Annotated in this window: 31 protein-coding genes and 1 pseudogene; 20 read left to right on the top strand and 12 right to left on the bottom strand. The window is 43.9% G+C overall.

Annotated elements, in window-relative coordinates; all coding sequences use genetic code 11:
• Positions 1-212 precede the first annotated feature (212 nt).
• Positions 213-1,739, top strand: a complete 1,527-nt coding sequence (locus CN378_RS01020) for a sodium-dependent transporter (protein ID WP_098350072.1) — start codon at positions 213-215, stop codon at positions 1,737-1,739.
• Between the two features lies 1 nt (position 1,740).
• Entirely contained in the window at positions 1,741-1,848 is a 108-nt protein-coding gene (locus CN378_RS01025; RefSeq protein WP_079532007.1) for a methionine/alanine import family NSS transporter small subunit, read from the top strand.
• Positions 1,849-1,887: 39 nt separating this feature from the next.
• On the opposite strand, the gene CN378_RS01030 is transcribed toward CN378_RS01025, so the two are convergent.
• Entirely contained in the window at positions 1,888-2,886 is a 999-nt protein-coding gene (locus CN378_RS01030; protein WP_257140959.1) for a M23 family metallopeptidase, read from the bottom strand.
• A gap of 222 nt (positions 2,887-3,108) precedes the next feature.
• On the opposite strand from CN378_RS01030, the gene lipA reads away from it, so the two are divergent.
• The gene (gene lipA, locus CN378_RS01035) at positions 3,109-4,026 is read left to right on the top strand and encodes a lipoyl synthase (RefSeq protein WP_079532004.1); all 918 of its coding nucleotides are present in this window, start codon (positions 3,109-3,111) and stop codon (positions 4,024-4,026) included.
• A 320-nt stretch (positions 4,027-4,346) separates the two neighbouring features.
• On the opposite strand, the gene CN378_RS01040 is transcribed toward lipA, so the two are convergent.
• On the bottom strand, positions 4,347-5,078 hold the full coding sequence (locus CN378_RS01040) for a YhcN/YlaJ family sporulation lipoprotein (protein ID WP_098350073.1): 732 nt from the start codon (positions 5,076-5,078) through the stop codon (positions 4,347-4,349).
• A gap of 103 nt (positions 5,079-5,181) precedes the next feature.
• On the opposite strand from CN378_RS01040, the gene CN378_RS01045 reads away from it, so the two are divergent.
• On the top strand, positions 5,182-5,457 hold the full coding sequence (locus CN378_RS01045) for a YutD family protein (protein WP_098350074.1): 276 nt from the start codon (positions 5,182-5,184) through the stop codon (positions 5,455-5,457).
• 45 nt (positions 5,458-5,502) lie between these two features.
• On the opposite strand, the gene CN378_RS01050 is transcribed toward CN378_RS01045, so the two are convergent.
• Together CN378_RS01050 and CN378_RS01055 are read right to left on the bottom strand one after the other, a co-directional pair.
• Positions 5,503-5,802 (bottom strand): cytosolic protein, encoded by a 300-nt coding sequence (locus CN378_RS01050; protein WP_098350075.1) that lies wholly within the window; start codon positions 5,800-5,802, stop codon positions 5,503-5,505.
• Between the two features lie 72 nt (positions 5,803-5,874).
• On the bottom strand, positions 5,875-6,144 hold the full coding sequence (locus CN378_RS01055; RefSeq protein ID WP_098350076.1) for a DUF3055 domain-containing protein: 270 nt from the start codon (positions 6,142-6,144) through the stop codon (positions 5,875-5,877).
• A gap of 135 nt (positions 6,145-6,279) precedes the next feature.
• Between CN378_RS01055 and CN378_RS01060 the strand changes: the two genes are divergently transcribed.
• The 4 genes from CN378_RS01060 (at position 6,280) to CN378_RS01075 (ending at position 8,905) form a co-directional block, all read left to right on the top strand.
• Entirely contained in the window at positions 6,280-6,717 is a 438-nt protein-coding gene (locus CN378_RS01060) for a DUF86 domain-containing protein (RefSeq protein WP_098350077.1), read from the top strand.
• Between the two features lie 321 nt (positions 6,718-7,038).
• Positions 7,039-7,221, top strand: coding sequence for a hypothetical protein (locus CN378_RS01065; protein ID WP_098350078.1), 183 nt, complete (start codon positions 7,039-7,041; stop codon positions 7,219-7,221).
• Positions 7,222-7,320: 99 nt separating this feature from the next.
• Positions 7,321-8,085 (top strand): TIGR01457 family HAD-type hydrolase, encoded by a 765-nt coding sequence (locus CN378_RS01070; protein WP_098350079.1) that lies wholly within the window; start codon positions 7,321-7,323, stop codon positions 8,083-8,085.
• Positions 8,086-8,653: 568 nt separating this feature from the next.
• Entirely contained in the window at positions 8,654-8,905 is a 252-nt protein-coding gene (locus CN378_RS01075; protein WP_098350080.1) for a helix-turn-helix domain-containing protein, read from the top strand.
• Positions 8,906-9,285: 380 nt separating this feature from the next.
• On the opposite strand, the gene CN378_RS01080 is transcribed toward CN378_RS01075, so the two are convergent.
• On the bottom strand, positions 9,286-9,786 hold the full coding sequence (locus tag CN378_RS01080) for a phosphatidylglycerophosphatase A family protein (protein ID WP_098350081.1): 501 nt from the start codon (positions 9,784-9,786) through the stop codon (positions 9,286-9,288).
• A 242-nt stretch (positions 9,787-10,028) separates the two neighbouring features.
• Here CN378_RS01080 and yutH point away from each other — a divergent pair, with 242 nt between their 5' ends.
• Together yutH and CN378_RS01090 are read left to right on the top strand one after the other, a co-directional pair.
• The gene (gene yutH / locus CN378_RS01085) at positions 10,029-11,030 is read left to right on the top strand and encodes a spore coat putative kinase YutH (protein ID WP_098350082.1); all 1,002 of its coding nucleotides are present in this window, start codon (positions 10,029-10,031) and stop codon (positions 11,028-11,030) included.
• 71 nt (positions 11,031-11,101) lie between these two features.
• A pseudogene (locus CN378_RS01090) lies at positions 11,102-12,065 on the top strand (2-hydroxyacid dehydrogenase).
• 54 nt (positions 12,066-12,119) lie between these two features.
• Here CN378_RS01090 and CN378_RS01095 read toward each other — a convergent pair.
• Complete coding sequence (locus CN378_RS01095) at positions 12,120-12,356, bottom strand: NifU family protein (protein ID WP_034763763.1); 237 nt, start codon at positions 12,354-12,356, stop codon at positions 12,120-12,122.
• Positions 12,357-12,552: 196 nt separating this feature from the next.
• Here CN378_RS01095 and CN378_RS01100 point away from each other — a divergent pair, with 196 nt between their 5' ends.
• Together CN378_RS01100 and CN378_RS01105 are read left to right on the top strand one after the other, a co-directional pair.
• Positions 12,553-12,879: a YuzD family protein gene (locus CN378_RS01100; protein WP_098350083.1), complete on the top strand. Its 327-nt coding sequence runs from the start codon at positions 12,553-12,555 to the stop codon at positions 12,877-12,879.
• Positions 12,880-13,017: 138 nt separating this feature from the next.
• Entirely contained in the window at positions 13,018-14,223 is a 1,206-nt protein-coding gene (locus CN378_RS01105; protein ID WP_098350084.1) for a cytochrome P450 family protein, read from the top strand.
• Positions 14,224-14,273: 50 nt separating this feature from the next.
• Here CN378_RS01105 and CN378_RS01110 read toward each other — a convergent pair whose 3' ends face one another.
• Positions 14,274-15,341: an NAD(P)/FAD-dependent oxidoreductase gene (locus CN378_RS01110; protein WP_098350085.1), complete on the bottom strand. Its 1,068-nt coding sequence runs from the start codon at positions 15,339-15,341 to the stop codon at positions 14,274-14,276.
• A gap of 322 nt (positions 15,342-15,663) precedes the next feature.
• Between CN378_RS01110 and CN378_RS01115 the strand changes: the two genes are divergently transcribed.
• On the top strand, positions 15,664-15,906 hold the full coding sequence (locus CN378_RS01115) for a YuzB family protein (RefSeq protein WP_098350086.1): 243 nt from the start codon (positions 15,664-15,666) through the stop codon (positions 15,904-15,906).
• A gap of 74 nt (positions 15,907-15,980) precedes the next feature.
• Here the strand turns inward: CN378_RS01115 and CN378_RS01120 are convergent, their stop codons facing one another.
• Positions 15,981-16,913: a DUF2225 domain-containing protein gene (locus tag CN378_RS01120; protein ID WP_306471825.1), complete on the bottom strand. Its 933-nt coding sequence runs from the start codon at positions 16,911-16,913 to the stop codon at positions 15,981-15,983.
• On the opposite strand from CN378_RS01120, the gene CN378_RS01125 reads away from it, so the two are divergent.
• Positions 16,897-17,259, top strand: coding sequence for a HesB/IscA family protein (locus CN378_RS01125; RefSeq protein WP_098350087.1), 363 nt, complete (start codon positions 16,897-16,899; stop codon positions 17,257-17,259). The genes CN378_RS01120 and CN378_RS01125 overlap by 17 nt on opposite strands.
• Before the next feature lie 50 nt (positions 17,260-17,309).
• Here CN378_RS01125 and CN378_RS01130 read toward each other — a convergent pair whose 3' ends face one another.
• Positions 17,310-17,954, bottom strand: coding sequence for an SDR family oxidoreductase (locus CN378_RS01130; protein WP_098350088.1), 645 nt, complete (start codon positions 17,952-17,954; stop codon positions 17,310-17,312).
• A 184-nt stretch (positions 17,955-18,138) separates the two neighbouring features.
• Positions 18,139-19,137, bottom strand: a complete 999-nt coding sequence (locus CN378_RS01135; protein ID WP_098350089.1) for an NAD(P)/FAD-dependent oxidoreductase — start codon at positions 19,135-19,137, stop codon at positions 18,139-18,141.
• 487 nt (positions 19,138-19,624) lie between these two features.
• Between CN378_RS01135 and CN378_RS01140 the strand changes: the two genes are divergently transcribed.
• The 6 genes from CN378_RS01140 (at position 19,625) to CN378_RS01160 (ending at position 24,324) form a co-directional block, all read left to right on the top strand.
• Complete coding sequence (locus CN378_RS01140; protein WP_098350170.1) at positions 19,625-20,842, top strand: NAD(P)/FAD-dependent oxidoreductase; 1,218 nt, start codon at positions 19,625-19,627, stop codon at positions 20,840-20,842.
• 82 nt (positions 20,843-20,924) lie between these two features.
• Positions 20,925-21,407, top strand: a complete 483-nt coding sequence (locus CN378_RS01145) for an NUDIX domain-containing protein (protein ID WP_098350090.1) — start codon at positions 20,925-20,927, stop codon at positions 21,405-21,407.
• Between the two features lie 159 nt (positions 21,408-21,566).
• Complete coding sequence (locus tag CN378_RS22440) at positions 21,567-21,692, top strand: YuiA family protein (RefSeq protein ID WP_179884754.1); 126 nt, start codon at positions 21,567-21,569, stop codon at positions 21,690-21,692.
• A 180-nt stretch (positions 21,693-21,872) separates the two neighbouring features.
• A complete protein-coding gene (locus tag CN378_RS01150; RefSeq protein WP_257140957.1) occupies positions 21,873-22,199 on the top strand; it encodes a YuiB family protein in 327 nt (108 codons plus the stop codon).
• 356 nt (positions 22,200-22,555) lie between these two features.
• Positions 22,556-23,260, top strand: a complete 705-nt coding sequence (locus CN378_RS01155) for a 3D domain-containing protein (RefSeq protein WP_098350091.1) — start codon at positions 22,556-22,558, stop codon at positions 23,258-23,260.
• 173 nt (positions 23,261-23,433) lie between these two features.
• The gene (locus CN378_RS01160) at positions 23,434-24,324 is read left to right on the top strand and encodes a fructose bisphosphate aldolase (protein WP_098350092.1); all 891 of its coding nucleotides are present in this window, start codon (positions 23,434-23,436) and stop codon (positions 24,322-24,324) included.
• Positions 24,325-24,401: 77 nt separating this feature from the next.
• Here the strand turns inward: CN378_RS01160 and CN378_RS01165 are convergent, their stop codons facing one another.
• Both CN378_RS01165 and CN378_RS01170 read right to left on the bottom strand, forming a co-directional pair.
• Positions 24,402-25,202, bottom strand: coding sequence for a cobalamin-binding protein (locus CN378_RS01165; protein WP_098350093.1), 801 nt, complete (start codon positions 25,200-25,202; stop codon positions 24,402-24,404).
• Positions 25,203-25,212: 10 nt separating this feature from the next.
• Positions 25,213-25,692 carry a divergent PAP2 family protein gene (locus tag CN378_RS01170; protein WP_098350094.1) on the bottom strand — a complete coding sequence of 160 codons (480 nt, stop codon included), beginning with the start codon at positions 25,690-25,692 and terminating at the stop codon, positions 25,213-25,215.
• Positions 25,693-25,711 lie beyond the last annotated feature (19 nt).

Below are 25,711 nucleotides of genomic sequence, written 5' to 3' on the forward strand. Positions count from 1 at the left end.
CCAACGACTCCCATTCCTCAAAATCCGACAAATTTCTTATAGTGAAATAGTACTGCCGGGGATTGGGGGAATTCTAGATAAAAACTCTAAAATAAAGCTTTGACAATTGTCCCGGAACTAGCTATACTGACTTTAGATTATAAATAATCTGAAAATATAAAAATTTCAAATACCTCTTGGAAGGTAGTTGGAAAGAACTAGGGGGGAACAGCATGGAAAATCGTGCACAGTTTGGTACACGAGCAGGATTTATTCTAGCTGCTGTCGGATCGGCAATCGGACTAGGGAACATTTGGCGTTTTCCAGCAGTAGCGTACGAAAATGGCGGGGGAGCATTCTTCATTCCATATTTATTCGCTCTTCTGACAGCGGGTATTCCATTATTAGTACTTGAATTTACAATTGGTCATAAGTACCGTGGTTCAGCACCGTTATCTTATTTCCGTCTTAATAAGAAAACAGAATGGCTTGGATGGTGGCAGGTCTTAATTGCATTCGTCATCTCTACCTATTATGCCGTCATTATCGCCTGGGCGATGTCGTACAGTGTTTTTTCATTCAATTTAGGTTGGGGAAAGGATACAGAATCCTTCCTGTTCAGCGACTATTTGAAGCTTTCGGTTGATGCAGGTCAGACAGGCAGTGTGGTTCCAGGGGTATTCATCCCGCTTGTCATTGTATGGGCCGTTACACTTGGCATTCTTTTCAAAGGCGTAAAGAAAGGAATCGAAGTAGCGAATAAAATCTTTATTCCAGCACTTGTTATTTTATTCTTAATTATTGTTGTTCGCGCTTTGACATTACCTGGCGCAATGGATGGTCTGGATGCGTTCTTCAAACCGGACTTCAGCAAGATTGCCGATCCCGGCGTATGGGTAGCGGCGTATGGACAGATTTTCTTCAGTTTATCTATAGCCTTTGCCATTATGATCACGTACTCGAGTTATCTGCCTAAGAAATCGGATATCACGAATAACGCGTTCATTACAGGGTTCAGTAACTCAGGGTTTGAACTATTGGCAGGTATCGGGGTATTTGCCGCATTAGGTTTCATGGCACAATCCCAAGGTGTAGCGGTACAGGATGTGGTAAGTGGTGGCGTTGGCCTTGCGTTCGTCGTCTTCCCGCAGATCATCAATGAATTCCCGGCATTCAACGAAGTATTTGGGTTCTTGTTCTTTGCATCCCTTGTACTCGCCGGTTTGTCTTCACTGATTTCCATCTCGGAAACCTATGTAGCAGCCGTTTCTGAGAAATTCGGGATTTCCCGTAACAAAGCCGTACTTTTCGGAGGCGGACTATCAGCAGTCATCTCCATTCTTTTTGCCACACAGGGCGGACTGTTATTCCTGGATGTTGCCGATTACTTCATCAACCAGTTCGGAGTGGCATTTGTCGGATTAGTGGAAGTAGTCGTGATCGCCTGGTTCCTTCGTAAATTGGGTGCATTCCAATCCCATGCGAATGGAATTTCCGATATCCAGCTTGGTGCCTGGTGGAAAATATGCTTGGGTGTCATCACACCGATCGTCCTTGGGTGGATGATGTTCGGTTTGTTCAAAATGAATCTACTGAAAGAATTTGATACGGAAACAGGGAACTACGAGGGTTACTCTGATGCGTTCATTCTTTACAGCGGATGGTTTGTAGCCGCCTTCGCGATTATAGTAGGTGTGGCACTTGGGTTTAAACGCTGGAATGCCAAGACAGAAGCTGAAAGCTATAAGGAGGTAAGCTAACATGACTGGTAGCGCGATAACAATGATGATTGTAGGAATGGTCATCATCTGGGGTGGATTGGCAGCTAGTATCATGAACGCTGTTTCCAAATCGAAAAAGCAGGTATAAAAGGAAGAAGCAGACGATGGATCTCCATTGTCTGCTTTTTTACTGCTTTTTGCTTTTAATTCGATCCTGACGTTCCCACATTCTGAGATGGGGGTAAGGGTCAAAGGACCACTCAGTCAAGCCGTTATCCTTATACATCCCATAATGCAAGTGCGGAGGGAATTTTCCTGATGTTCCCGGTGGTCCATATCCCGAGCTTCCGACACCGCCGATCACCATTCCCGGTTCAACCACTTGTCCGACGTGAAGATCTTTGGCAAAACCGCTCAAGTGGGCAAAGTAATGATACGTATTATTGATGTCGCGTATGCCGATACGCCAGCCTCCATACCGGTTCCAACCCTTCATTTCGATGATTCCATATGATGTCGCCCTCACCGGGACACCGTAATCAGCGAATAGGTCCGTCCCTTCGTGGATCCGTCTTCCTCCCCATCCACGTGCATCTCCCCAAGTGTTTCGGTAGCTGTAGTTAAATCTCAAGGGGAGTGGGAAAGCTTTTTGATTAAGATGGATCGTCCCGTACTGTTTATATATTTTGGCATTTCCCATAATGATACTGACGGTTTTATCCCGTTTGTAATAATCCCAAAGGGCCAGCTTGAAATTGTCGCGGTCGATTCCATACCGCAGTATGATGTCCGTCAATGCGGCAAGAATATCTTCGTCACTTTTCAGGCTTGCTTTTCCGTCATGATCTCCATCCCGACCGATTCCATTGAATAGAGCGATCGTTTCTGGATTGTCATCTTCAGCATGAGGGTTCAGTGGGCCGACCCACTTTTCCGGCTCCATATAAATGGAGATAAAAGAGGAGGGCTTATCCCTGTCCTTACGGGCAAACCTGAGACTGCGTTCATATTGATCTATGGCCGCTAAGTAGTACCAGGGAATGTTCGTCAAAGCCTCGCTCTTCTGAAATAATTCCATCCTTTTAGTATGGATCTGCTCGTCTGTAAGTTTTTCTGCTGCAAAGCCCTCACAAGGATATACTGCTAATAAGACTGCAATGATCAAGACCAATCGTTTATACAAAATAATCCCTCCATTTTTAGGGGCCTATATGTAGTTTGTATCGTTCTCCCGGATTCATAATCATCAATAAATGGTAATAGGGTATCACATGCTTGTTTTCACTTTTTTAGTATGATAAAGTGACAAAAGAAGTATATTGATGATGGCTTTTTTTACATAAGATGAACGGGATAGCGTTTCACTCTTTGCCTAAGTCAGAATTATTTAGGATTGGAGATGAGGGGTATGAGTAAGAAAGACGAACATATTCGTAAACCGGATTGGCTTAAAATTAAGCTGAATACGAACGATAATTATATGGGCTTGAAAAAGATGATGCGTGAAAACAATCTTCACACAGTATGTGAAGAGGCGCGTTGTCCGAATATTCATGAGTGCTGGGGAACCAGACGTACAGCTACGTTCATGATCCTTGGGGATATTTGTACCCGTGCCTGCCGTTTCTGTGCGGTTAAAACAGGACTTCCGACTGAGTTGGATCTTAAAGAACCAGAGCGCGTTGCCGATTCTGTACAATTAATGAACCTTAAACACGTTGTTATTACGGCTGTTGCAAGGGATGACTTAAAGGACGGCGGTTCACAGGTCTTTGCTGAAACGGTCCGCGCCATCCGTCGCAAAAGTCCGTTCACTTCCATTGAAGTATTGCCTTCCGATATGGGTGGGGTCTTCGATAACATCAAGACATTGATGGATGCAAAACCGGACATCATGAATTACAATGTTGAAACGGTCCGCCGCTTGACTCCAAGAGTTCGTGCCCGTGCGACCTATGATCGTACATTGGAATTCTTGCGTCGTGCAAAAGAACTAAATCCTGATATCCCTACTAAATCAAGCATCATGGTTGGTCTGGGGGAAACGAAGGAAGAAATTCTTGAAACGATGGATGACCTGCGTGCCAATCATGTTGACATTGTGACATTGGGTCAATATCTGCAACCATCGAAGAAACACTTGAAGGTTCAAAAATATTACCATCCAGATGAATTTGCCGAGCTTCGTGAAGCCGCTATGGAAAAAGGCTTCAGCCACTGTGAAGCAGGTCCGCTTGTACGTTCTTCCTACCATGCCGACGAGCAGGTGAACGCAGCAGCGAAAGCCAGACAAGCTAAAGGTGAGCAAGAGGTACAAAACGCATAATTTCACATAACGAAAAAAGGACTGACTTGTCGGAGATGCTCTCTAACAGTCAGTCCTTTTGTAGATGAAGGTTTTCCAGCTCCGGCGGCTAGCCCCTCGAGGTCATAAGTCAAATCAACCAAAAAGGCAAAGAGCGCCTTTCCGGTTGATTCGTCTTATGCTTGTCGGGTCTGAACGAGCCGCCTGCGCTTTTCTAGTGTCCAGCTCCGGCGGCTAGAGGCTCGAGGTCATAAGCTAAATGGACCAAGAAGGCAAAGGGCGCCTTAGTGGCCCATTCATCTTATGCTTGTCGCCTCTAAACGAGCCGCCTGCGCTTTTCTTTAGTCCATCATATTATTATCAGTATAGTCATTGCGTTTTTGACGGTCCATGTTGATTTTATGGGTGTCGTCGTCACGCATTTCGTATTGATCAGAGGTCATTTCGCCGTTGGCATTTTCACCTGAGTCCACATTTCTGCCTTGTGGGGAATCTTTCAGCATCAGATTGATGGTGTCATCTATGGCCGTGTTGACGTTGTCACTGTCACTGTCCATTTTGGCCAGGTTTTCGACATTCCGCATTAAGCTTTTGTCATCGGTCACATAGACATGGTACCAGCGAGGGATGACGGACATGGCTGTTTTCTTAACCTGATCGGCTACTTCAAAACGGCCGTTTTTATCTTTTTTGTCGGTCACATAAGAGACCAGCACCTCTTCGTCCGTCACCAGGGTAGAGCAATCCTTCACATCAGGAAGGGCTACACTCATCTTGCTGATGCTGTCGGCTACCTGCTCACGGTTGATGCTGTACATATCCTTGGTGGAGATGTTTTGTCCTCCGGTAGGACTCTTCTGTTGACGAACATAACCGAAGTCTTCACCGCGGTGAGCTCCTTTTTTGGTCCAGCTATTTTCGTTATACAGGTCTTCCCTGTCACTCACGTTAATGGTATTCCCGTTGTCATGGAACATCTCTTCATTGGCTGTATCGATGCCATTACAGGCTGTCCCGATTAGCGTAATACTGAGTACTGTTGTACCTAAAATGATTTTATTCAACTTAAACACCCCCTATTTGATAGGGTGACCATCTCTCATTGTAATTTTTCATAGTAATTAATGGACAATCCGTTATAATTTAAGATAAGGAAACGAAAGTGGGTGGTTAGAAGTGATTTGTGTGCAGAATACATGCTACGAAATCGTTGAAGAATTTAGAGACGGATTCAACGAGGAAGCATTTAAGGAAAGATATAGCGATATTTTAAGCAAATATGACTATATCCTTGGTGATTGGGGATACGGACAATTGCGGTTAAAAGGATTCTTCGAAGATCACAATCAAAAGTCTTCTTTCGACACAAAGGTGAGTACTCATAAGGATTATTTGTATGAATACTGTAATTTTGGGTGCGCTTATTTTCTCGTGAAGAAAGTCAATAAATAATGGCCAAAAAGGAACAAGCGACCTGAATCGTTTGTTCCTTTTCTTTTACTTATTTTCAGTATAAGGCGGTTCTTCATTCACATCGGGGTCTGCATGAACAGGATGTGAACCGGGTTCCTGACGCGGTATGTCCTGATGCAGGGATTTGTTTTCGTAATTGAAGGCACTATAATAACGCTGTCCTTCTTCCCATGGGGTACTCTTGTTCTCGACTGGGGTGTGCTTACCTCTTGGAGAACCGTATGGACCTTCGGGAAGTGTTTCAGGAACGATAAAATTACGTTGTGTTTCGACATTGGAGAAGTCACTGTATACTTCTTCTTCTTTATCATTGCCTTTACTCAATGTTATCTCCCACCTTTCATACCTTTAGTATGTGAGAGGGAGGTAAAGTTCATTCTTAGCTGGACGTCTGTCTTAAAGGATGATTTCACCTAAAAAGTCCCTTAATTCATCCGCTTCGTCCCCGGTTAATTTAAATACACTCTCTACATAACCGGGTTCCTCCAAGTCATCTCTTCCCATGATGGCAAATCGACTGCCCTGAAGATCCAGTACCAATGATTTCCCATAATAGCGTTCGGTTTGGGTGATGGCCAGGTCATACCGCTGATTTTCCCCCATGAAACTCACGAACCGGGTTGTTGTATTTTCCATATCATCATATAAATAAAAGCGTTCACTCATCACGTTGTCCTCCTCTTTTTCTGCTCATTTCATCATACCAAACTGAGATAAGAAATGCAGGATGTATGTGTATGGGGGAAATGAAATTATGTTAAAATAAAGGATGAAGGTATCGTTTAAGAAGAGGTGAGCACCATGTATTTCGTAGACAGGGAAAAGATTGAGGAAATTTTAGTTTATATGAATGAGCAATTAAACATTGTAGAAAGCCGGGATCAGTGGAGCTCCACATTAGAAAAGTTAGCGTTGGAACGAGTTGCCCAAACAATCATTGAATCGGTTCTCGATGTAGGGAACAGCATGATTGATGGATTTATCATGAGGGACCCGGGGAGCTATGAGGATATCATTGATATTCTTTTGGATGAGAAGGTAATCGATGACAAGATGAGTGAAGATCTTAAGCGACTCGTCGAGCAGCGTAAACCACTGGTCCAGGAATATACGTCCGTCAATCATGAGCAATTACATACGATCTTAAAAGAAGTGTTCCAAACCCTGAACCAATTTCCAATACAAGTCCGCAACTACCTCGAAAACGAACTCGGACCTGTATCTGCATTTAAAAACTAGGCTCTTTTCAAAAAAATTTCTGTTCTTAAAAGGAAAGTCGTGGCTGATTTCCGCTCCAGGTGCTNNCCTCCTCGGGCTTTGCCCTGCGGGGTCTCAACTTTCCCGCTATTCCCGCAGGAGTCGAGCACCTTCCGCTCCAATCAACTTGATATGCATGAAATTCTTAATTACAGCATCTAAATGCCAAACACGTTTAAAGCCAGCATTTCAAAGTATGAAGCAGTCCATATTAACTTGAATAGCGGGACTCCTATTTTACCCCGCTATTTTTTGTCACTATTAAGCTCTGTCATGCAAATGCCTTTCAAATGGGGAGGGGAAATGCGTAGACTCCTGCGGAAAAACGGGCGTGCCGAGACCCCGGAAGCGAAGCTGAGGAGGCTCGGCCGTTCGTCAGCAGAAAGCGAAGTGGTTCCCCTCCCCATCGAGCAGATACTTGTTGACAGAGCCAAAGCAGACCCTTTGTTTTATAAAGAGAATCCTTCCAAAAACAACCAAAACTAAAAGCAATTTACTGCGCTTTCTTTTTAGAGGGCGCTTTGTTTTTTACAGGTGAAGAACAGGTTATTGGACATACTATGAACAACGTTATGGAGGTACATGATGAAAGAATATAAAGGATACTTAATTGATCTAGATGGAACGATGTATAAAGGCAAAGAGAAGATCGAAGAAGCGGGGGACTTCGTGAAACGCCTGCAGGATAAGGGCTTACCCTATCTGTTTGTCACGAACAACTCTTCAAGAAGACCCGAACAGGTGGCAGAAAAATTGCGGTCATTTGATATTCCCGCAACCAAGGAACAGGTATTTACGACATCCATGGCCACGGCACAATATATGGCGAATAAAAAGCCCGGTGGTACGGCCTATGTCATCGGTGAGGAAGGGATCCGCTCAGCCCTCGAAGAGAACGGCATAACGCTTCAGGATGAGAAACCTGACTTCGTGGTAGTGGGCATCGACCGGGACATCAATTATGAGAAGTTATCCCTTGCATGCTTAGGTGTGAGAAATGGAGCCACGTTTATTTCTACGAATGGGGACATTGCGATTCCGACGGAAAGGGGACTGCTGCCGGGGAATGGTTCCTTGACGTCCGTTGTCACCGTCTCAACACAGACCGAACCGATCTTTATCGGGAAGCCGGAATCCATCATCATGGAACAGGCATTGTCAGTTCTGGGAGTACCGAAAGAGGAGACGCTCATGGTTGGGGATAACTATGATACAGATATCCTCGCCGGAATAAACGCCGGACTCGATACACTCCTTGTCCATACAGGGGTCACGACAAAGGAGGCATTGAGTAAAAAGGATATTCAGCCTACCTATACCATTGAAACCTTGGATCAATGGGATATATAATAAGAAAAAAAGCGGAGGCTGACTGCAGCCTCCGCATCTTCGATAGCCCTGCTGAGTACTCAAATCGAAAAATGTCGTTAATTAGAAACATATTCATAATAGACAACACACGTTTGTATAAGTAAAATAGAACTAGTGTCAAAAGAAGTAAGCAAAATACTATTTATACTCAGGGACCTTTGTTGGTCCTTTTTACTAATATCTAGCCCCAATAGAGATTAGTGTAAGTATGATAGCAGAAACGAAACTTATGCTCCTAATGTATTATGTATTATTCCCTCTAACTGACTTTTATTTTCCATTGCACAGATTTGAGTACCCAGAAGGACCAAGAAAGACGGAAAGTGAAGATTTTAAACTTTTTTTTAAAAAAATGACGAAATTAAGTGTAAAGGTATTCAACTAGGGTAAACATCATAGGTAGTAGGGGACTATTAGCGTTGATTGATACCTTTTCAATTTCTAACTATTCTTTACGAATGCACACAACTTTAAGAATGAAAGTCACTGTTTCTTATGGAAACATTCCACGTCATTTCTAAAGAATTTTTAAAAGGGTAGTGAGGTAATGAGTATTACAGTTACAGGACTTGTCGGAAAGAAAATAAGGCACCATAGAAGAGCAAAAGAAATCACCATACAAGAATTAAGTCACAAATGTGGATTGACGGTTAATTATATTTCGTTGATTGAAAAGGGTGAGGCGAATCCGTCCCTGAACAAGCTGAATGCCATTGTATGTGCACTGGACGTTCAGTGGGAAGACATTATGCCGACTTGTGAAGAACACGAAGATATTTACAATCAAACAATTCTTTAATGAACTAATTTTCTCTTTTTAATTTCTTGTTCGATCAGGATGATGAATTCAATTCTGGGTTTTAACTGTTTCACTTCTTACAGGCATCGATAAGGGTTTTGTCGCTTAGGAGCTGACCTTTAGTATGTCTTACTATGTTAAACTCTCTGGCAGCCCTTATCTGGTGTATGTGTGGTTGATAAGTCCCTGGTACAACTAAAAGATGGTAATTACAACTATAATGGTAATTATATAAAATCACTCACGGATGTGCAAACATTAAGTAAGTTATGGATCGAATTTTATTTTAATATGTAATATTTTAGGTTTTTCTTATGTATACTTCTTCTTTCACTAAAAATCAGACGACCCAGTCGTCTGATTTGAATACTTATTCTACCTCATTCCGCGCCTTTCGCCCGATGTGCCAAACGGCTTGAAGCTGCTGCTGCAATGGCACCCACAATATCATCCAGGAAGGTATGGCACATACCTGATGATTTATCATTCAATTTCTCCAGGATTCCCGGTTTTTGTTTATCGATATATCCATAGTTCGTAAATCCGATTGAACCGTACACATTCACAATGGAAAAGGCCAGGATTTCATCCACGCCGTATAATCCTTCATCCACTTCAACGATCGCCTGCAATGGCTCTTCAAGCATCTTTTTCTCAGCTAATATATCAAGTTGAATACCTGTGAGGATCGCATTCTGCACTTCACGCTTCGTTAATACACGTTCAACGTTATAGACACATTCCTTTAATTCAAGATCAGGATGATACTTCTGTTGAAGGTACATGACCAATTGAGCGATATCTTCAATTTCCACTCCTCTTTCATGCAGCCATTTACGTGCGGTACTCTCTAATAGATCCATTGATTCTTTATCCTTCATCCTATTCACCTTTTTCTTTGAAAGATTATATAACCCCTATTTCGATTAGACGAAGCCTTGTTTTACTCATATGATTCACAATTGAAAAATAGACATAATAATAGCTTCTGTTCTCATTCTTGCCCATCTCTGGTTTCGGATATTCATAAATGTGTTGGAATGGTCATTCTCACAAAATAGATAACGTGTATTTCGTAAATGAATGACGGAAAAGAACGGCATTATAGATAGGAGAGGTCAGTATGTCTCAAGAGATTTTGATTAACCATTTTGGATTGCATCCTGAGCGGGCATTTTACGATGGAATGATGGATCGATATATGGTCGGGGGATTAGTATATAGTATTGTTGGCGTCTCGAATATGGAACAGGAAACACTGGTGGAACTTTATAAATTGGCAGAGCACTTGAAAAGTGCAGGGGACCGGCATGTCTCAACTTTTGTCCAAAGCAACGAGGGGAGGTTCCTCGTTGTGGAAAAGGATAAAGATTATGTCGTCCTGAGAAACGAAAGCATCCAATCCCCACCTGATAAAAAGCTCGGCAGAAAGCTCAGCAAATTCCACTTCAGGGGACGGACCTTCGAAGAAAAAGTCGAAAAGATCAATCGGATGGGGCAGTGGAAAAGTCTGTGGGAAAAGAGGCTGGGTCAGTTAGAAAAAGCGTATTATCAGGTCATTCAGGACCAGCCAGTCGACGAGTTTGAGCGCCGGTTTGTGGAAAGTTATCCGTATTACAGTGCATTGGCCGAAAACGCCATTCAGTATCTCGTCGATACGGAGCTAGATGAAGATCCGACGCCTGAGGATGCAGGCACCATTTGCCATGAGCGGTTTCTCGAGACCACATGGGGGACGGAAGTATGCATTCATTTCCCATTCCAATGGGTATTTGACCACTGCAGCCGGGACATAGCAGAGTGGGTGAGAGAACGATATTTCATGAGGAGCCAGACGTTTCACCCTGAGCTTCAGGGGTTCATGAGAGAGTATGAATCGATTACGCCACTTTCTCCTTTTTCGTGGAGATTGCTGTATTCCCGTCTTTTATTTCCACTTCATTATTTTGAATGCGTGGAGGAGTATTATATTTCACAATCCGAGCAGAAGAAAAAGACAGTCGAGGAGAAACTGGAGCGTTATTTGAAAAACTCTCATCAGTATGAAGCGTTTCTTTCTGACTTTTATCATATGTCGGAGGTACCCGTGAAAAAGTGGGGCATCCCCCTTGTTCCCTGGCTGTAATTCAGGAGTCTTGTAACGGATGAGGCCTTCCCTTTTATGCTAAACTGAAGGAAAACGAAGGCGGGATGCATATGAAACCATTCATCTATATTACAAGAAAACTACCGGAAGCCGTGATCGCTCCGCTACAGAACGATTTCGATGTGGAAATGTGGGACCAGGAGGATGCACCTGTACCGAGAGACACCTTCCTTGGTAAAGCAGAGAAAGCCTCTGCTTTACTTACCATGCTGTCGGACAAGGTTGATCGGGAGCTCTTACAGAAGTCCGATTCATTAAAGATTGTGGCGAATCTTGCAGTAGGCTATGACAATATCGACCTTGAAGCGGCAAAAGAAAAGGGGGTCACCATAACCAATACGCCGGATGTGCTCACTGAAACAACGGCTGATTTTAACGTTTGCCCTATTGATGGCAACGGCAAGACGGATCGTTGAGGCCGATCGGTATATTAAAGAAGGAAAGTGGAAAAGCTGGTCGCCGCTACTCCTTGCCGGGATGGATATCCACCATAAAACGATGGGGATCGTTGGTATGGGAAGTATCGGTGAAGCGGTAGCCAGAAGAGCAAAAGGCTTCAATATGGATGTGCTCTACCATAATCGTTCACGTAAATACAAAGCTGAACAGACCCTCGGAGTCCGGTACACCGCTTTCGATGAGCTTCTTGCCCAATCGGATTTCGTGGTCGTGCTGGCACCCTTGAATCCAGAGACAAAGGGGATGTTCGGAAAAGATCAATTCACTAAAATGAAAACTTCATCGATTTTCATCAATGCGGCAAGGGGATCGATCGTCGATGAAGCCGCCCTTGAGCAGGCATTGAAAAGGGGAGATATCGCGGGAGCAGGGTTGGATGTATTCGAATCAGAACCGATCAATGAGGATCATCCACTGCTCCAGTTGGATCAAGTGGTCGCCACCCCCCATATCGGAAGCTCATCGGAGGATACCCGACTGGCCATGATGACCTTATGCGTCAAGAATATCTGCGCCGTTTTAAAGGGAGATCATCCGAAAACAATGGTGAAGTGAAAGAAAAAAAGCCTGGATCCGATTAAGGATTCAGGCTTTCATGTGTATGCTTGATTAGAATACCTGCTCTACTTCAACGATACCCGGAACCTCTTCCACTAATGCGCGTTCGATTCCTGCTTTTAGTGTGATGGTTGAACTCGGGCAGCTTCCGCAGGCACCCAGCAAGCGAAGCTTTACAATACCATCTTCAACGTCTACAAGTTCACAGTCTCCACCATCGCGAAGTAGGAACGGACGTAATTTATCTAATACTTCCTGAACAGGTGCAATCATTTCGTTTTCAGCCATAATTATCTACTCCTTTCCTTATTATCTATTATAATGACATATTCCCAAAAAATCTATCAACCTGCAAAGGATTGGGCATATCTTTTTGAAGAAATGTTTCCCATTCCGTTTTAACTGATAAAATCGCATATTATGGTTCCAACCCTCCTGCTTTTTTTGTAAAATAAACAAAAGAGGAAACAAAGGGGAGAATCGTATGGAGCGTAAGCCGGTTGAACTTCATGTATATGGGGCGGAAATACTCTGTCCAAGCTGTGTAAACTTACCATCTTCGAAAGAAACATACGAATGGCTCGAAGCTGCAGTGAGCAGGAAATATCCGAATCAGCCATTTGTGATTAAATATGTGGACATTCATAATCCTCCAGAAGAAGAAGCGGTCAGGCAGTTTGCTGCAAGGGTGATTGAAGAGGATATGTTCTATCCAGTCGTCCTGTTGGAGGGCAATGTTGTCGGTGAAGGCAATCCCCGCCTGAAGACGATCTATTCAGAACTTGAGAAGTATGGATATCAGGCGGTTTAAGGCCTAAAAGAACCCATTTCAGTTAATGAAATGGGTTCTTTTTATGTACAGAGTGAGGCGAATAAATTGAAGAGGCATCTTTCTTATCATATACTGTTTGAGAAGACTGACTAGTCAGTTAATTGGAGGGGGAACACGATGTATACGTTCGAATCTGTATTTCAGTCCAACTTTAAAAGGGGAGCCTATTCATTCTATGCCCACTTAAGAGAAACAGATCCTGTCTTTGCTGCCTGGGAAAACGGAGGCCAGACTACGTGGATCGTGTCGGGGTATGAAGAGGTGTTAGAACTATTAAAAACCCAATCGTTTATTAAAAATCAATCAAAGGTGTTTTCCAATTCGGAGCAAAAGAATGATTTGCCTCTGGAGGCAAGGGTATTCCAGCATATGATGCTCGATGTCGATCCGCCTGATCATACCCGTCTGAGAAAGCTTGTCCAGCCTTATTTCAATCCTAAAAGGATACAGGAGCTTTCACCCAGGATTGAAGCTGTTGCCGATCAACTTATTGATGAAATGAGGGTGAAAGAAGGCCCCGTAGACCTGATTGATGAGTTTGCCTTCCCGCTTCCCATCATCGTTATTTCCGAACTTCTTGGTGTACCGGCAGAAGACCGGGAAAAGTTCAGGCGCTGGTCGAATACCATTGTATCTGCATCCGACAATATGAACGCTGATTTTCAAGTAGATGTAAGAGAATTTATCGAATACTTGACGCTTCTCTTTAAGGATAAAAAAGAAAGTCCCAAGGATGATTTGATATCGAATTTGATCCTCCATGAGGAAGAAGGAGAACAGCTAACAGAAGATGAACTGTATTCGATGATCGTTCTTCTCATCATTGCAGGTCATGAAACAACTGTAAACCTGATCGGGAACGGGATGTATGCCCTCTTTAAACATCCAGACCAATTAGGGAAGCTGAGGGAGGATCACACTCTCATTGAGACGGCAATCGAAGAATCGCTTCGTTTCTATAGTCCTGTTGATTTCTCTACAGCAAGGTGGTCTGCTGATGATATGGATTTTAAGGGAAAACGTATCAAGAGAGGAGACATGGTGCTGGCCTCCATTTCTTCAGCCAACCGTGATGAAAGGAAATTTGAAGGTGCGGGCACATTCGATGTGACGCGGAAGCCGAATCCGCATATGGCCTTTGGGTATGGAATTCATTTCTGTCTGGGTGCACCCCTTGCAAGGCTTGAAGGAAAGATCGCCTTTGAGAAACTGTTAAGTGCATTTCCAACGATGATGTTTGCTGGAAATTACGATGAGTCGAACTGGAGGGACATGTTCCTGCTTAGAGGACTAAAGGAACTGCCTGTACATCTGAATGGATAATTAATTTTATAAAATAAAGACCCCTACTGTTGAAAGTAGGGGTACTTTTATCATCCATTATGATATTTATACATCCACAACACACCGGATTTCAACAAACGGGCGACCCGTCCTGTGATGGAGCGCTCATTTACCAGTCCGAAACCGTGTTTCTTTCCAAGTGAACCAAGGATTCCCTTTAGCTTGATCTTCGGTAGTTCTGCAGGAAGCTCTTCGTTATTCCAGCGCTTCAGCAAAATGGTTACGATTTGTTCGGCCTGTCCTTCAGCAAGTTGTGCACTTGGAGCCTGAGGGAGGCTTGCACAATCCCCGACCACATAGACATTTTCATCCTGAGGGAGGTTATGATACTTTGTCAGGATGACGCGACCGCTTGCATCCTTTTCCACATCCATACCACGAACGACCTTGCTCGGCTGTATTCCTGCCGTCCACACGATGGCATCGCAGAAAATCTGCTCCTCGTGATTGTGAAGCGTATTCGGCTCCACTTTCGTGATATTGGAATTGTTTACGATTTCTACGCCGTTTTCATCAAACCAGCCATGAACGTAAGAGCTGAGACGTTCCGGGAAAGCGTTGAGGATGCGTGGCCCCCTGTCAAACAACTTAATCTTTAAATCAGAACGGCTTTCCCGAAGCTCACTGGCAAGCTCGATCCCGCTTAAACCGGCCCCGACAATACCAACGATCGAACCCGCCGGAAGGTTGCACAGCGTCTGATACGTCTTTCGGGACCTTTCAATCGTTTGGATCGAGAAGGTATGTTCATCGGCACCAGGTACATTATGATATTTGTCCTCACAGCCAAGCCCAATGACAACATCGTCATAAGCGACAGGATCCTGATCTTTCATCCGGACGAGTTTATTCTCCATATCCACGCCTTCGATATCTCCATATACATAGGATAAACGGGCATGTTCCGGGAATGATACGCGTACATGTTGATCAGATATCGTACCGGCCGCAAGCGCATAGTATTCTGTCTTCAGACAGTGATACGGATTGCGGTCGATCAGGGTAATCGATACATCTTCAGGTAATTGGTTTGGTAATAAGCGAAGAAGGACGCGCATATTTCCATATCCTCCGCCAAGCAGCACTAATTGTTTCATGAAAATTTCCCCTTTTTGCACTCTACATTATTGTTGAAATAGTGTGTTTGTATATGATGATATCCCGAAAGTGGCATGGGACAGGATTCAAAGGACAATCACGCCGAGGCGGGTCCTGATAAAGTAAGCATTTTCAATGTGAAGCATAATTCGAGTAAAATCTACATAAATAAACCTATTAACATTAAAAGTATATCGAAATAATGGCGTTTTCACAACAGAAATAAGCGAAATTGTTCACAATCTGTTATACCATTAGATGGAATGCAAATCATTGACGATAGGGTCAAAAAAAGGTAGCATAACAAAGAGTAGTGAGGTGATGGAATTGAAACCTATTATTGAATTTTGTATAAGCAATCTTGCTAGCGGTGCGCAAAAAGCGCTTGAAATATTAGAAAGAGACCCTAACCTTGACGTCATTGAGTACGGATGCCTGGGCTACTGCGGAAAATGCGCCCAATCTTTTTATGCTCTTGTCAATGGTGAGGTTGTTACAGGTGACACGCCTGAAGAACTGGTGGATCATATCTATCAATTCCTTGAAGACAACCCGATGTTCTAAACAAAAGCCGGTCTGACCGGCTTATTTTTTTTGATATACAACGCAAAAAACTAGTGGAGTGACCACTAGTTTTTTTATATTGACTTCGTTTCTCTATACACTTCCCGGATTTCATACCAGCGCTCCCTGGCCATCTCAATGATCTTTGGTTCCGTCGAGAGATGCTGCTTACCGATGACTTTGGAAAGATAAGCTACCGACTCATCGATTTTATCCTGCCTTCTAAGCAATTCGGCGATGATATACAGAAGCTTTGTTTCAGACATCAAGGAAGCCGGGACACCATCGGTCAGATAGGCATCGATGTATTCATGTGTAGCAAGGTTGATGAAGCGTCTTTCCTGTTCCTGCTCCCCGGTCTTTCGGTATAGCCAGGCTGTGCGAAGATATAGCCCTGCAATCGTCACTTTTTTCTCCTTCTTGATCAGGGCACAGTAGGCGGCGAGTTTATATGTATTGATTGCATCACTATAAGACCTCTGCTTTCCGTAATCCTGAGGCTGCCAGTGCAGGCTGATTTTCTTTTCGAGTTCAGACTTAAGGACGGAAGGGATGTATGCTGTGAAATCATCCGTATAGGAAAATCCGCACATAGGACAAACGGATACGTTATAGAGCAAGGGATTTATTTCACTTGACTCATACAAAGGACAAAAGTCGCTGTCATGGCCTGCCAACTTTACAAAGCGGGACCGGATCCTTGTAGTACTGTATGAGTGTTTACACGAAAGGCACTGTGTCTTTTTATCATAAAAGGGTGTCACAACCATCATGAATACCACCTTATAATCGGGACTATTTACCTTATTATACCTTGGGTGAAGGAAGGTGGACCAGTGTTTTTTATCATTTGTGAGCAAAAGGTCATGATTAGTGGGAATATTCACGAAAATCAGCTTCCAATCATTCACCAAAGCTCCTTTGGTTGAGTAGTAAAATAGAAAGGAGTATACTAAGTAGTAAGAAATGAAAAAGTTGGGGGTGTAATGAATGAGTGAAGTTGTCATTCTAACAGAAGCTGCTGCCCTTCAGATAAAAGATATGATGAAGGAGCATGACGAAACAGATGCCATGTTACGTGTAGCGGTGAAAGGGGGAGGCTGCAGCGGCCTGTCCTACGGTATGGGATTCGAACATGACCTGCAGGATGGGGATACCACGACAGAACAGCACGGAATCAAGCTGGTCGTGGCGAAAGAAGATGCTGCCATCCTGAACGGAACGAAAATAGATTATAAGCAGTCCATGATGGGCGGCGGATTTACGATCGACAATCCGAACGCCATCGCTTCATGCGGATGTGGATCATCATTCGTGACGGCGACGAATAAGGGTACGCCGGAGAATTGCTAAACAGGAAAAGGGACGGACTCACATTGTGAGGTCCGTCCCTTTTTTCAAGATTAATGGATTTTTTTCAGCGCTTCTTCGACAGGCGTATCGCCGCTTAAGATCTCAAATACTTTGTGGTTTGTTTCTTCGATGGTCAAGGAGTCCACAAGCACTTTGGCGACATCTGCACGGGCAATGTCACGACTTTTATCTTCAATGCTTGCAGCCGCTTCGATTTTTCCGGTTGCATCATCAAATGACAGGGACCCAGGGCGGACGATTGTGTAATTTAAGCCGCTCTCTTTCAAGTGGGCATCTGCAGCACCTTTTGCTTTTAAGTAGAACTGTAATTCATCCGGGCCGCTTGAAGGGTTATCTGCACCCATGGAGCTAAGCATCACAAAACGCTCGATGCCCATTTTCTTCGCATAGTCCACCGCTTTCTTCGCACCTTCCTGGTCGATGGCAAGTGTTTTATCGTCACCCGTCGATCCACCGCTGCCGGCTGCGAAAATGACAGCATTTACGTTTTCGAAGGCGTATGAGAAATCCTGCTCAAGATCCGCGACAATCGGTCTTGCCCCTAAATCTTCCATATCCTTTGCCTGTTCCGTTTTGCGAATCATGGCCCTTACGAAATGCTGACTGCTGTTCGAGAGCTCTTTCACTATATGACGTCCGGTGTTACCGTTTGCTCCAATGACTAATACATTCATTTCATCCATCATCCTTTATCAGAAAATTTTTTGTCCTATTATTGGTCTACCCATTCAGGTTGAAAATAAACAAACCAGTGGGTCTGGTTGAAAGGAGAACCTTTCACGAAGAAGAGGCCACCGCATCCTCGTTAGAATAAGAAAAAGGCTCAGGATTCGATGTCCTGAGCCTTTCTTAAATACCTTAATCTGTAAACATGGACGTACTGTGCATCGGCTGAACTCTTGCCTTTGGATCCATATAGGCTTTGGCATTATTCACCGCTGTCGGTGCTTCGCCAAACCCGCTGGCAATGAGTTTCACCTTTCCGTCATACGTACTGATATCACCTGCTGCATAGATGCCTGGGATATTCGTTTCCATCCTGGAGTTGACGACGATTGAGTTCTTCTCGATCTCAAGGCCCCAATCCTTGATCGGACCAAGGGACGAAACGAATCCGAAGTTCACGATCAATTCATCGAGATCGATAATTTCCTTTTCGTCGCCTTTTGTTTCCTCGAGTACAAGCTGATTGATCTTATCATCATCAACCACCAGTTCTGAAGGGACAAACGGCGTTTTCAATTCAACCTTGGAATTGTGCAGGTTCTCGACGCTGTGCTCGTGAGCCCTGAATTTATCCCGTCTGTGAACGAGGTAGACTTTTTCCGCAATCGGCTCAAGCATCAATGCCCAGTCAACAGCAGAGTCTCCGCCTCCGCAAATCACAACCTTTTTATCCCGGAAGTGCTCAAGGTTATCAACAAAGTAATGAAGGTTTTTCCCTTCGAATTCAGACGCATGCTCGAGCTCCAGGCGCCGCGGCTGGAAGGCTCCGTTTCCTGCTGTGATGATGATGGTCCTTGAGAAGTGGACTTCTTTATCCGTTGTGAGCTTGAACATCCCGTCCGCCTGTTTTTCTACACCTTCCACGGCTTGCTCCAGACAGATCGTCGTTTCGAACTTCGCCATCTGCTCTTTTAAATTATTGACGAGATCCTGCGCCTTCACTTTAGGAAAACCGGCAACGTCATATATGTATTTCTCAGGATATAGAGTAGCAAGCTGCCCCCCGAGTTGTGGTAAACTTTCGATGATCTTAACCGATGCTTTTCTCATACCGCCATAGAACGCTGTAAACAGCCCCGTAGGACCGCCTCCTATGATCGTGATATCATACACTTTCTGATCTTCCTTCAATTTGACCCCTCCAACCATTTAGGTATGCTTCAATTTACTTTATTCTATCACACAGCTTTTGATTCTTCACAGTGATAGAAGTGATAAGTTCAGATAAATCAGACTTGTCTATGAAAGAACCTGCGACTTTTGAATGATTCGAAGGCACATTTTTTAAATATTCTTAAGAATTCAATTTCCTATATATATCTTGAAAATACCAGGCAAAAAGAATATTATGTAATGTAGACATATTGTTAAGAATTTATGACAATTTTCGCATAACTATGTAGTAGTTCGTGAAATTCGTCACATACTTTTGTTTTTATATTTTTTATACAGTATTTTCCTCGAGAACTGAAGGAAAACATCGCGTTTGATTTGTTTTAGTTTCTTTTTTATAGGGAAAAAGATAATAGCTTCAGATTGAACGGGATAAAAACGCATAATGTGGAGGACTCTAAGAGTATCCAAAGCAAATTTATCAAAAAAGGTGGATGTGATTCAGTTGAGAAAGCCAAGAATCGTTGTATTAGGTGCAGGTTATGGTGGATTAATGACGGTAACCCGTCTTCAAAAGCAACTAGGAACAAATGAAGCAGAAATTATTTTAATTAATAAAAATGATTATCACTACGAAACCACTTGGTTACATGAAGCTTCGGCAGGCACGCTTCACCACGATCGTGTGCGCTACGACGTGAAAGATGTTGTCAACACAAGCAAAGTGAACTTCCTGCAAGCCACTGTTGAAGATATCAAAGTGGAAGAGAAGAAGGTCATCACGGGTGAAGGCGAAGTAGAATTCGATTACCTGGTAGTGGCTCTTGGTGCAGAATCCGAGACATTCGGAATTCAAGGCCTTCATGAGCATGCATTCATGATTTCAAACATTAACTCTGCCCGTCAAATCCGTGAGCACATTGAATTACAATTTGCTACGTATAAGAACGAGGGAGAACTGAACGATGAGCGACTGACCATCGTTGTGGGTGGAGCAGGCTTCACCGGAATCGAATTCCTGGGTGAACTGGGTAACCGTGTTCCTGAGCTTTGCCATGAATATGATATCGACCGCAAGAAAGTTCGCATCGTATGCGTGGAAGCTGCTCCGATGATCCTTCCTGGATTCGATCCTGAGCTTGTGAAATACGCCCGTGCCAAGCTTGAGAAAAAAGGTGTTGAATTCCATATCGGAACTCCACTTAAAGAAGCAAAGGCAGACAGCGTACTCATCGCTAAAGGTGAAGATGAAGTGGAAGAAATCAAAGCCGGTACGATTGTATGGGCTGCCGGTGTACGTGGTAACTCCATCATCGAAAGAGCCGGAATTGAAAACATGCGTGCCCGCGTGAAAATCAACCGTGATCTTCGCGCACCAGGCCACAATAACATCTTCATCATCGGAGACTGTTCACTGATGATCAATGAAGAGACTGAGCGTCCATACCCGCCGACTGCACAAATCGCCATGCAGCAAGGGGAAGTATGTGCCCGCAACATCGCTTCTTTACTTCACGGTAAAGAGGATCTTGAACAATTCACTCCAGATATCAAAGGAACAGTATGCTCCCTTGGTGAAGACGATGCGATCGGTGTCGTTTACGGTAAGAAGATCACCGGTACAAAAGCTTCCTTCATGAAGAAGGTAGTCGACAACCGTGCTCTTTACATGGTTGGTGGACCATCACTTGTGTTCAAAAAAGGAAAGTTCAAGTTCTTTTAAGTCTTACAAGGACAACATATAAAGCAGGGTGGACTCCACTCTGCTTTTTTTCATTCAATGGGAAGGATGGGGGATATAGACAGTGAAAAGGGGAAAGGTTTGGCTGGCCGTAGCAGGCCTGGTCATTGATGAGAAGGGTAAATGGCTTGTGGTGAAAAAGAAATACAGTGGCTTGAAAGGCATGTGGTCGCTTCCTGCAGGTTTCGTCAATTCCGGGGAGACAGTCGATGAAGCGGTGATAAGGGAAGTGCGGGAAGAAACGGGATTACATACGACCATCAAGGGCATCATCGGGGTGCGATCAGGAGTCATCCAACATGACATCAGCGACAATATGATCATCTTTCTTCTGGAAATTAAAGAAACTTCTTCCATTAAGGTAGAGGAAGCTGAACTATGGGATGTACAGTGGAAGTCACCACAAGAATTACTGAATGATGAGAAGACCTCCGTGATGGTGCATGAGATGGTTCAACGAATGGGATCTCAGCAGGAATTAAACATGATTGAAGGAGTCAATCCGGGAGACCAATTTGCCTACACAAAATACCATTTATTTTTATAAAATTCTGTAAATTTTAAGAAAAAAAGAGATAATGAAAGTAAAACATAAATGTATTCGCTTTCTTAAAGGTACATCCCCTATAACGTCCCTTTTCTTTATTTAAGATAGATGATATATTATCAGAAAATTAAGAAATTAAAGAAAAGGGAGAGGGATTTGATGAGAGCTACTGCAAGTACTAAAACGAATTACTGTCTTTATTGTTCAGGAAAAGGATACTTTCAGTTAGTATTGGGTGGTTCTGAAACGTGTCCATGCTGCGGAGGCAGCGGGAAACAGAAATAAGCCCTCACGATAGATGATAAAAGCAGACCCGATGGAGGCGGATCCTGACATTGGGTCTGTTTTTTTATGTGTGCATGAAAAATAAGTTTATTTTGTGAATATCCTACAATTCTTTCTTTAAAATATTGACGCTTTCATTTCACTCGAGGTACACTATTATTTAGTGTTTATGGAGGTGCAATGGATCAAATGCCTATACATGTAATGATCATTTCGATGCTTTTATTCTTTGTTCTATTTTTCGGAATAGGCTTTTTGTTAAATATGTTATTGCGAATGACGTGGATCATGGCGATCATTTATCCGATTGTCGTTATTTTCATCGTGGACGAAGTTCGTTTTATAGATTATTTCAGACGTGCAGGGGCATCTTTCTCAGAGCTTGGTACAAGACTCAGCCATCTGGCTGTCGCCGACCTCGTAATCCTTGGAAGCGGCCTGGCGGGGGCAATCCTTTCTGGTGTCGTGATGAGAATTTTAAGAGCAAAAGGATATCGTATGTTTTAATCACATCCGTTTGACCGGGACCTTATTTCCGGGTTGAACGGATTTTTTTATTTTGAATGATTAGAGATTTAGTCTCTTTTGGAAAAAGAGTGCCTGGAGCGGAAAGGAACGGTCCAAGTATAAGTTTTTCGCTATTTTTCATCTAAAGCTTTTCAAAAAGAAGTTTTTATTTATGGAAGTATCTTGAGAAATTGAACATACTAGTTGAAGTAAGAAATCACTGTTTCAAAAGAGGATTTTGCAGGAAATCACGCTTCCAATTAATTTCCAAATATTGAAACTATTCGATTTTTTTATCAATTTATGCATATATCTCCTCCCCAATGGGAAGTATTAAGGGTGGGAGGAGTGAATACATGAATCTATTTACTATTTGGACGAAGAGATTCGTTATGGTCAGTTTGTTTATCCTTGCACTCGGAACGACCTTTCAATCAGTGTCTGGAGTAGAGGCTCAAACCTTTAAAACCTGGTTGATGGACAAGGGTGACGGTGATCAAACAAGCCTGGATTATAAAGAGCATAAGACAAGTCCCCTGAATTTATCATTGAAGTTTCTCAAAAGGTTTGCAGGGTATGAGACAAAAGTGTCAGCGAGCGCATCTGCAAAACCCCTTACATTGGAAGAATCCGTTGATTGGGATCAATATACGAAACATACGGTTGTCGCGACGGGCTATACGGCCGGCGTCGAATCGACCGGAAAGGACCCGGGGCATCCCCTTTATGGCATTACATACTCAGGAGTGAAAGTGAAACGTGATCTGTATTCTACGATCGCAGCGGATACTTCCGTCTATCCCATCGGCACCATCCTTTTTATCCCTCATTACGGATATGGGGTCGTGGCCGATACGGGGAGCGCAATCAAAGGAAATAAGTTGGACCTTTATTATGAAACAGTTGACGATGTGTATAACGAATGGGGCAAGCAGACAACAGACGTCTATGTGATACAGATGGGTTCGGGTGAATTATCCGAACAGCAATTAGTGGACCTTAATGAAAACAAATCCATGCAAGTGTTCAGGCAGCAGATATTATCGCCTGAAAAAGAATAAACGGTAAGCACGCAGTTCAGTGAAGCTGCGTGCTTTTTTAGTTGAGTGACAGGAAGACTTTCAGTAGTACTTTACAAGGAAACAGCATCGGGCCCATCTTTATGTGACAGTGTTTGAACATGGGGAGAAAGGGAAAAGTACAGGTAGATACGAAACCATAAGGAGTGGAAGGTATGAACAAAAGTCAATTCGACAAAATGAAGAACGGTAAAGGATTCATCGCAGCCCTCGATCAAAGCGGCGGCAGTACCCCAAAGGCCTTGGCAGCGTACGGGGTGCTCGAAGACTCCTATTCAGGTGAGGACCAGATGTTTGATAAGGTCCATGAAATGCGGACGCGAATCATCACTTCCCCAGCCTTCAGCGCCGACAGCATCCTCGGGGTCATCCTTTTTGAACAAACGGTGGACCGCGAAATCGAAGGGAAATATACAGCGGACTACCTGGCTGATAAAGGCATCGTCCCATTCTTGAAAGTGGATAAAGGACTGGCTGAGCAGAAAAACGGCGTCCAGCTCATGAAACCGATCCCCGATTTGGATGACACTCTCCGCCGAGCCAATGAACGGAAGATCTTTGGCACGAAAATGCGCTCCGTCATCCATGAGCCCAATCCTGATGGCATCAAGGAAGTAGTCGAGCAGCAATTTGAAATCGGAAAGCGCATCATCGAGGCCGGTTTGATCCCAATCATCGAACCTGAAGTGAATATTCACAGTGAACAAAAGGAGAAATCCGAAGAAATCCTCTGCGATGAAATCAGGAAGCATCTGAATGGTCTATCAGAAGAGGAAAACGTCATGTTGAAGCTCTCGATCCCAACGAAGGCGAATGCATATAAAGAATTAGTCGGGCATCCACGCGTCGTGCGTGTCGTTGCGCTTTCAGGCGGCTACTCCCGTGAAGAAGCGAATGAGAAGCTGAAAGAAAATGACGGCGTGATTGCGAGCTTCTCCCGGGCATTGGCTTCTGACTTGAATGCCGATCAATCTGCGGATGAGTTTGATGCAGCGTTGAAAAAGGCGGTAGATTCGATTTACGATGCCTCGGTTCATAAGAAATAATAGGATGCGAAACCTATGATCCTTAAGAAAAATGCCTGCTCATTGTGAGCAGGCATTTTTACTGAATGGAGCGTCTCCTATTCCATGCGTGATTGTTCCATATGATACAGTTCGGGATGAAGAAGCCCCGCAAGCTTTACCGCCCCTTTTAAAAGAAGGGGGGAAGGTCGGCAATAGAGGGCTTCTTCCAGGACAAAGATCCGGTCTTTTTGCACAGCATCCAGTGCGTTCCAGCCAGGCCGTTTCTTCACGATTTCCGGCTTCACTCGGTCTTGCTGAACCCCTACCCATGCAAGGCAGATATAATCCGGATTGCGCTTCACTACATCCTCCCAATCGGTTTGGACGCTTGCGAGTTCGACATCACGAAAGATGTTCCGTGCACCGGTCATTTCGCTCAACTCGGTCAGCCAATTGATCTTTCCCGGGGTGAAAACAGGCTTCGGCCACCATTCCCAATACAGGGAAGGAGGATTTGAAACCTTGGCCCCGATGTCTTTTAAGCGATTCACCGTATCCATGAATTCCCGTTGGCGCCCTATGGCATGCCCTTCGATCCCACATGCTCTTCCAACCGTTAAAAGATCATCGGCAATGTCAGTGAAACTTTGTGGGTTCAGCGTGATGTGGGGGATATCCCTTTTTTCCAGTTCTTCTATATTCTTTTCCATACCGGGTACGCTTAATGATGACAACACCAGATCGGGCTTCAAGGACTGTAGCTTATCCATGTCGATGGAGAGGTCCGGTCCAAGCCGTGGAAGGGAATTCACTTCTTCGGGATAGTCGGAGTAATCATCGACGCCTGCAAGCTGAGGGGTCAACCCCAAATAATCGATGATTTCCGTATTACTCGGGCATATCGAAATGATTCTCATAGTCACACTCCTAGGCGATGAAGAAATAATGAAGAAGAAGCGTCAGGATGATTCCTGAAAGTCCACCAAAGAATACTTCAATGGGTTTATGACCCAGTAATTCCTTCAGCTCCTTGCGCTTTTCCTGTTCAGGTTTGTTCTGCCAGCCTTTGGCTTCTGACATGAACTTCTGGAAATCCACCATCAATTGATTGAGCACGATAGCCTGTTCCCCTGCCTGCCTTCTGACACCTGTCGCATCAAACATCGTAATGATGGCAAACATGGCGGATACGGCGAAGATGGGTGAGGAGAGTCCCACTTCAAGGGCCACCCCGGTGGATAATGCGGTCACGGCTGCAGAGTGGGAACTCGGCATCCCGCCTGTCGAGGTGATCAGTGACCAATTCCATTCCCTCGTGGCGATGAACTGTATGGGAACCTTTACAAACTGAGCAAAAAAGATGGAAAATAAAGACGCCCATAATGGGAAATTAAACAAGACTTCCATGCTGTAAAATGCCACCCTT

It is taken from the genome of Bacillus sp. AFS015802 (genome assembly GCF_002561455.1).
GTDB lineage: Bacteria > Bacillota > Bacilli > Bacillales > Bacillaceae_B > Rossellomorea.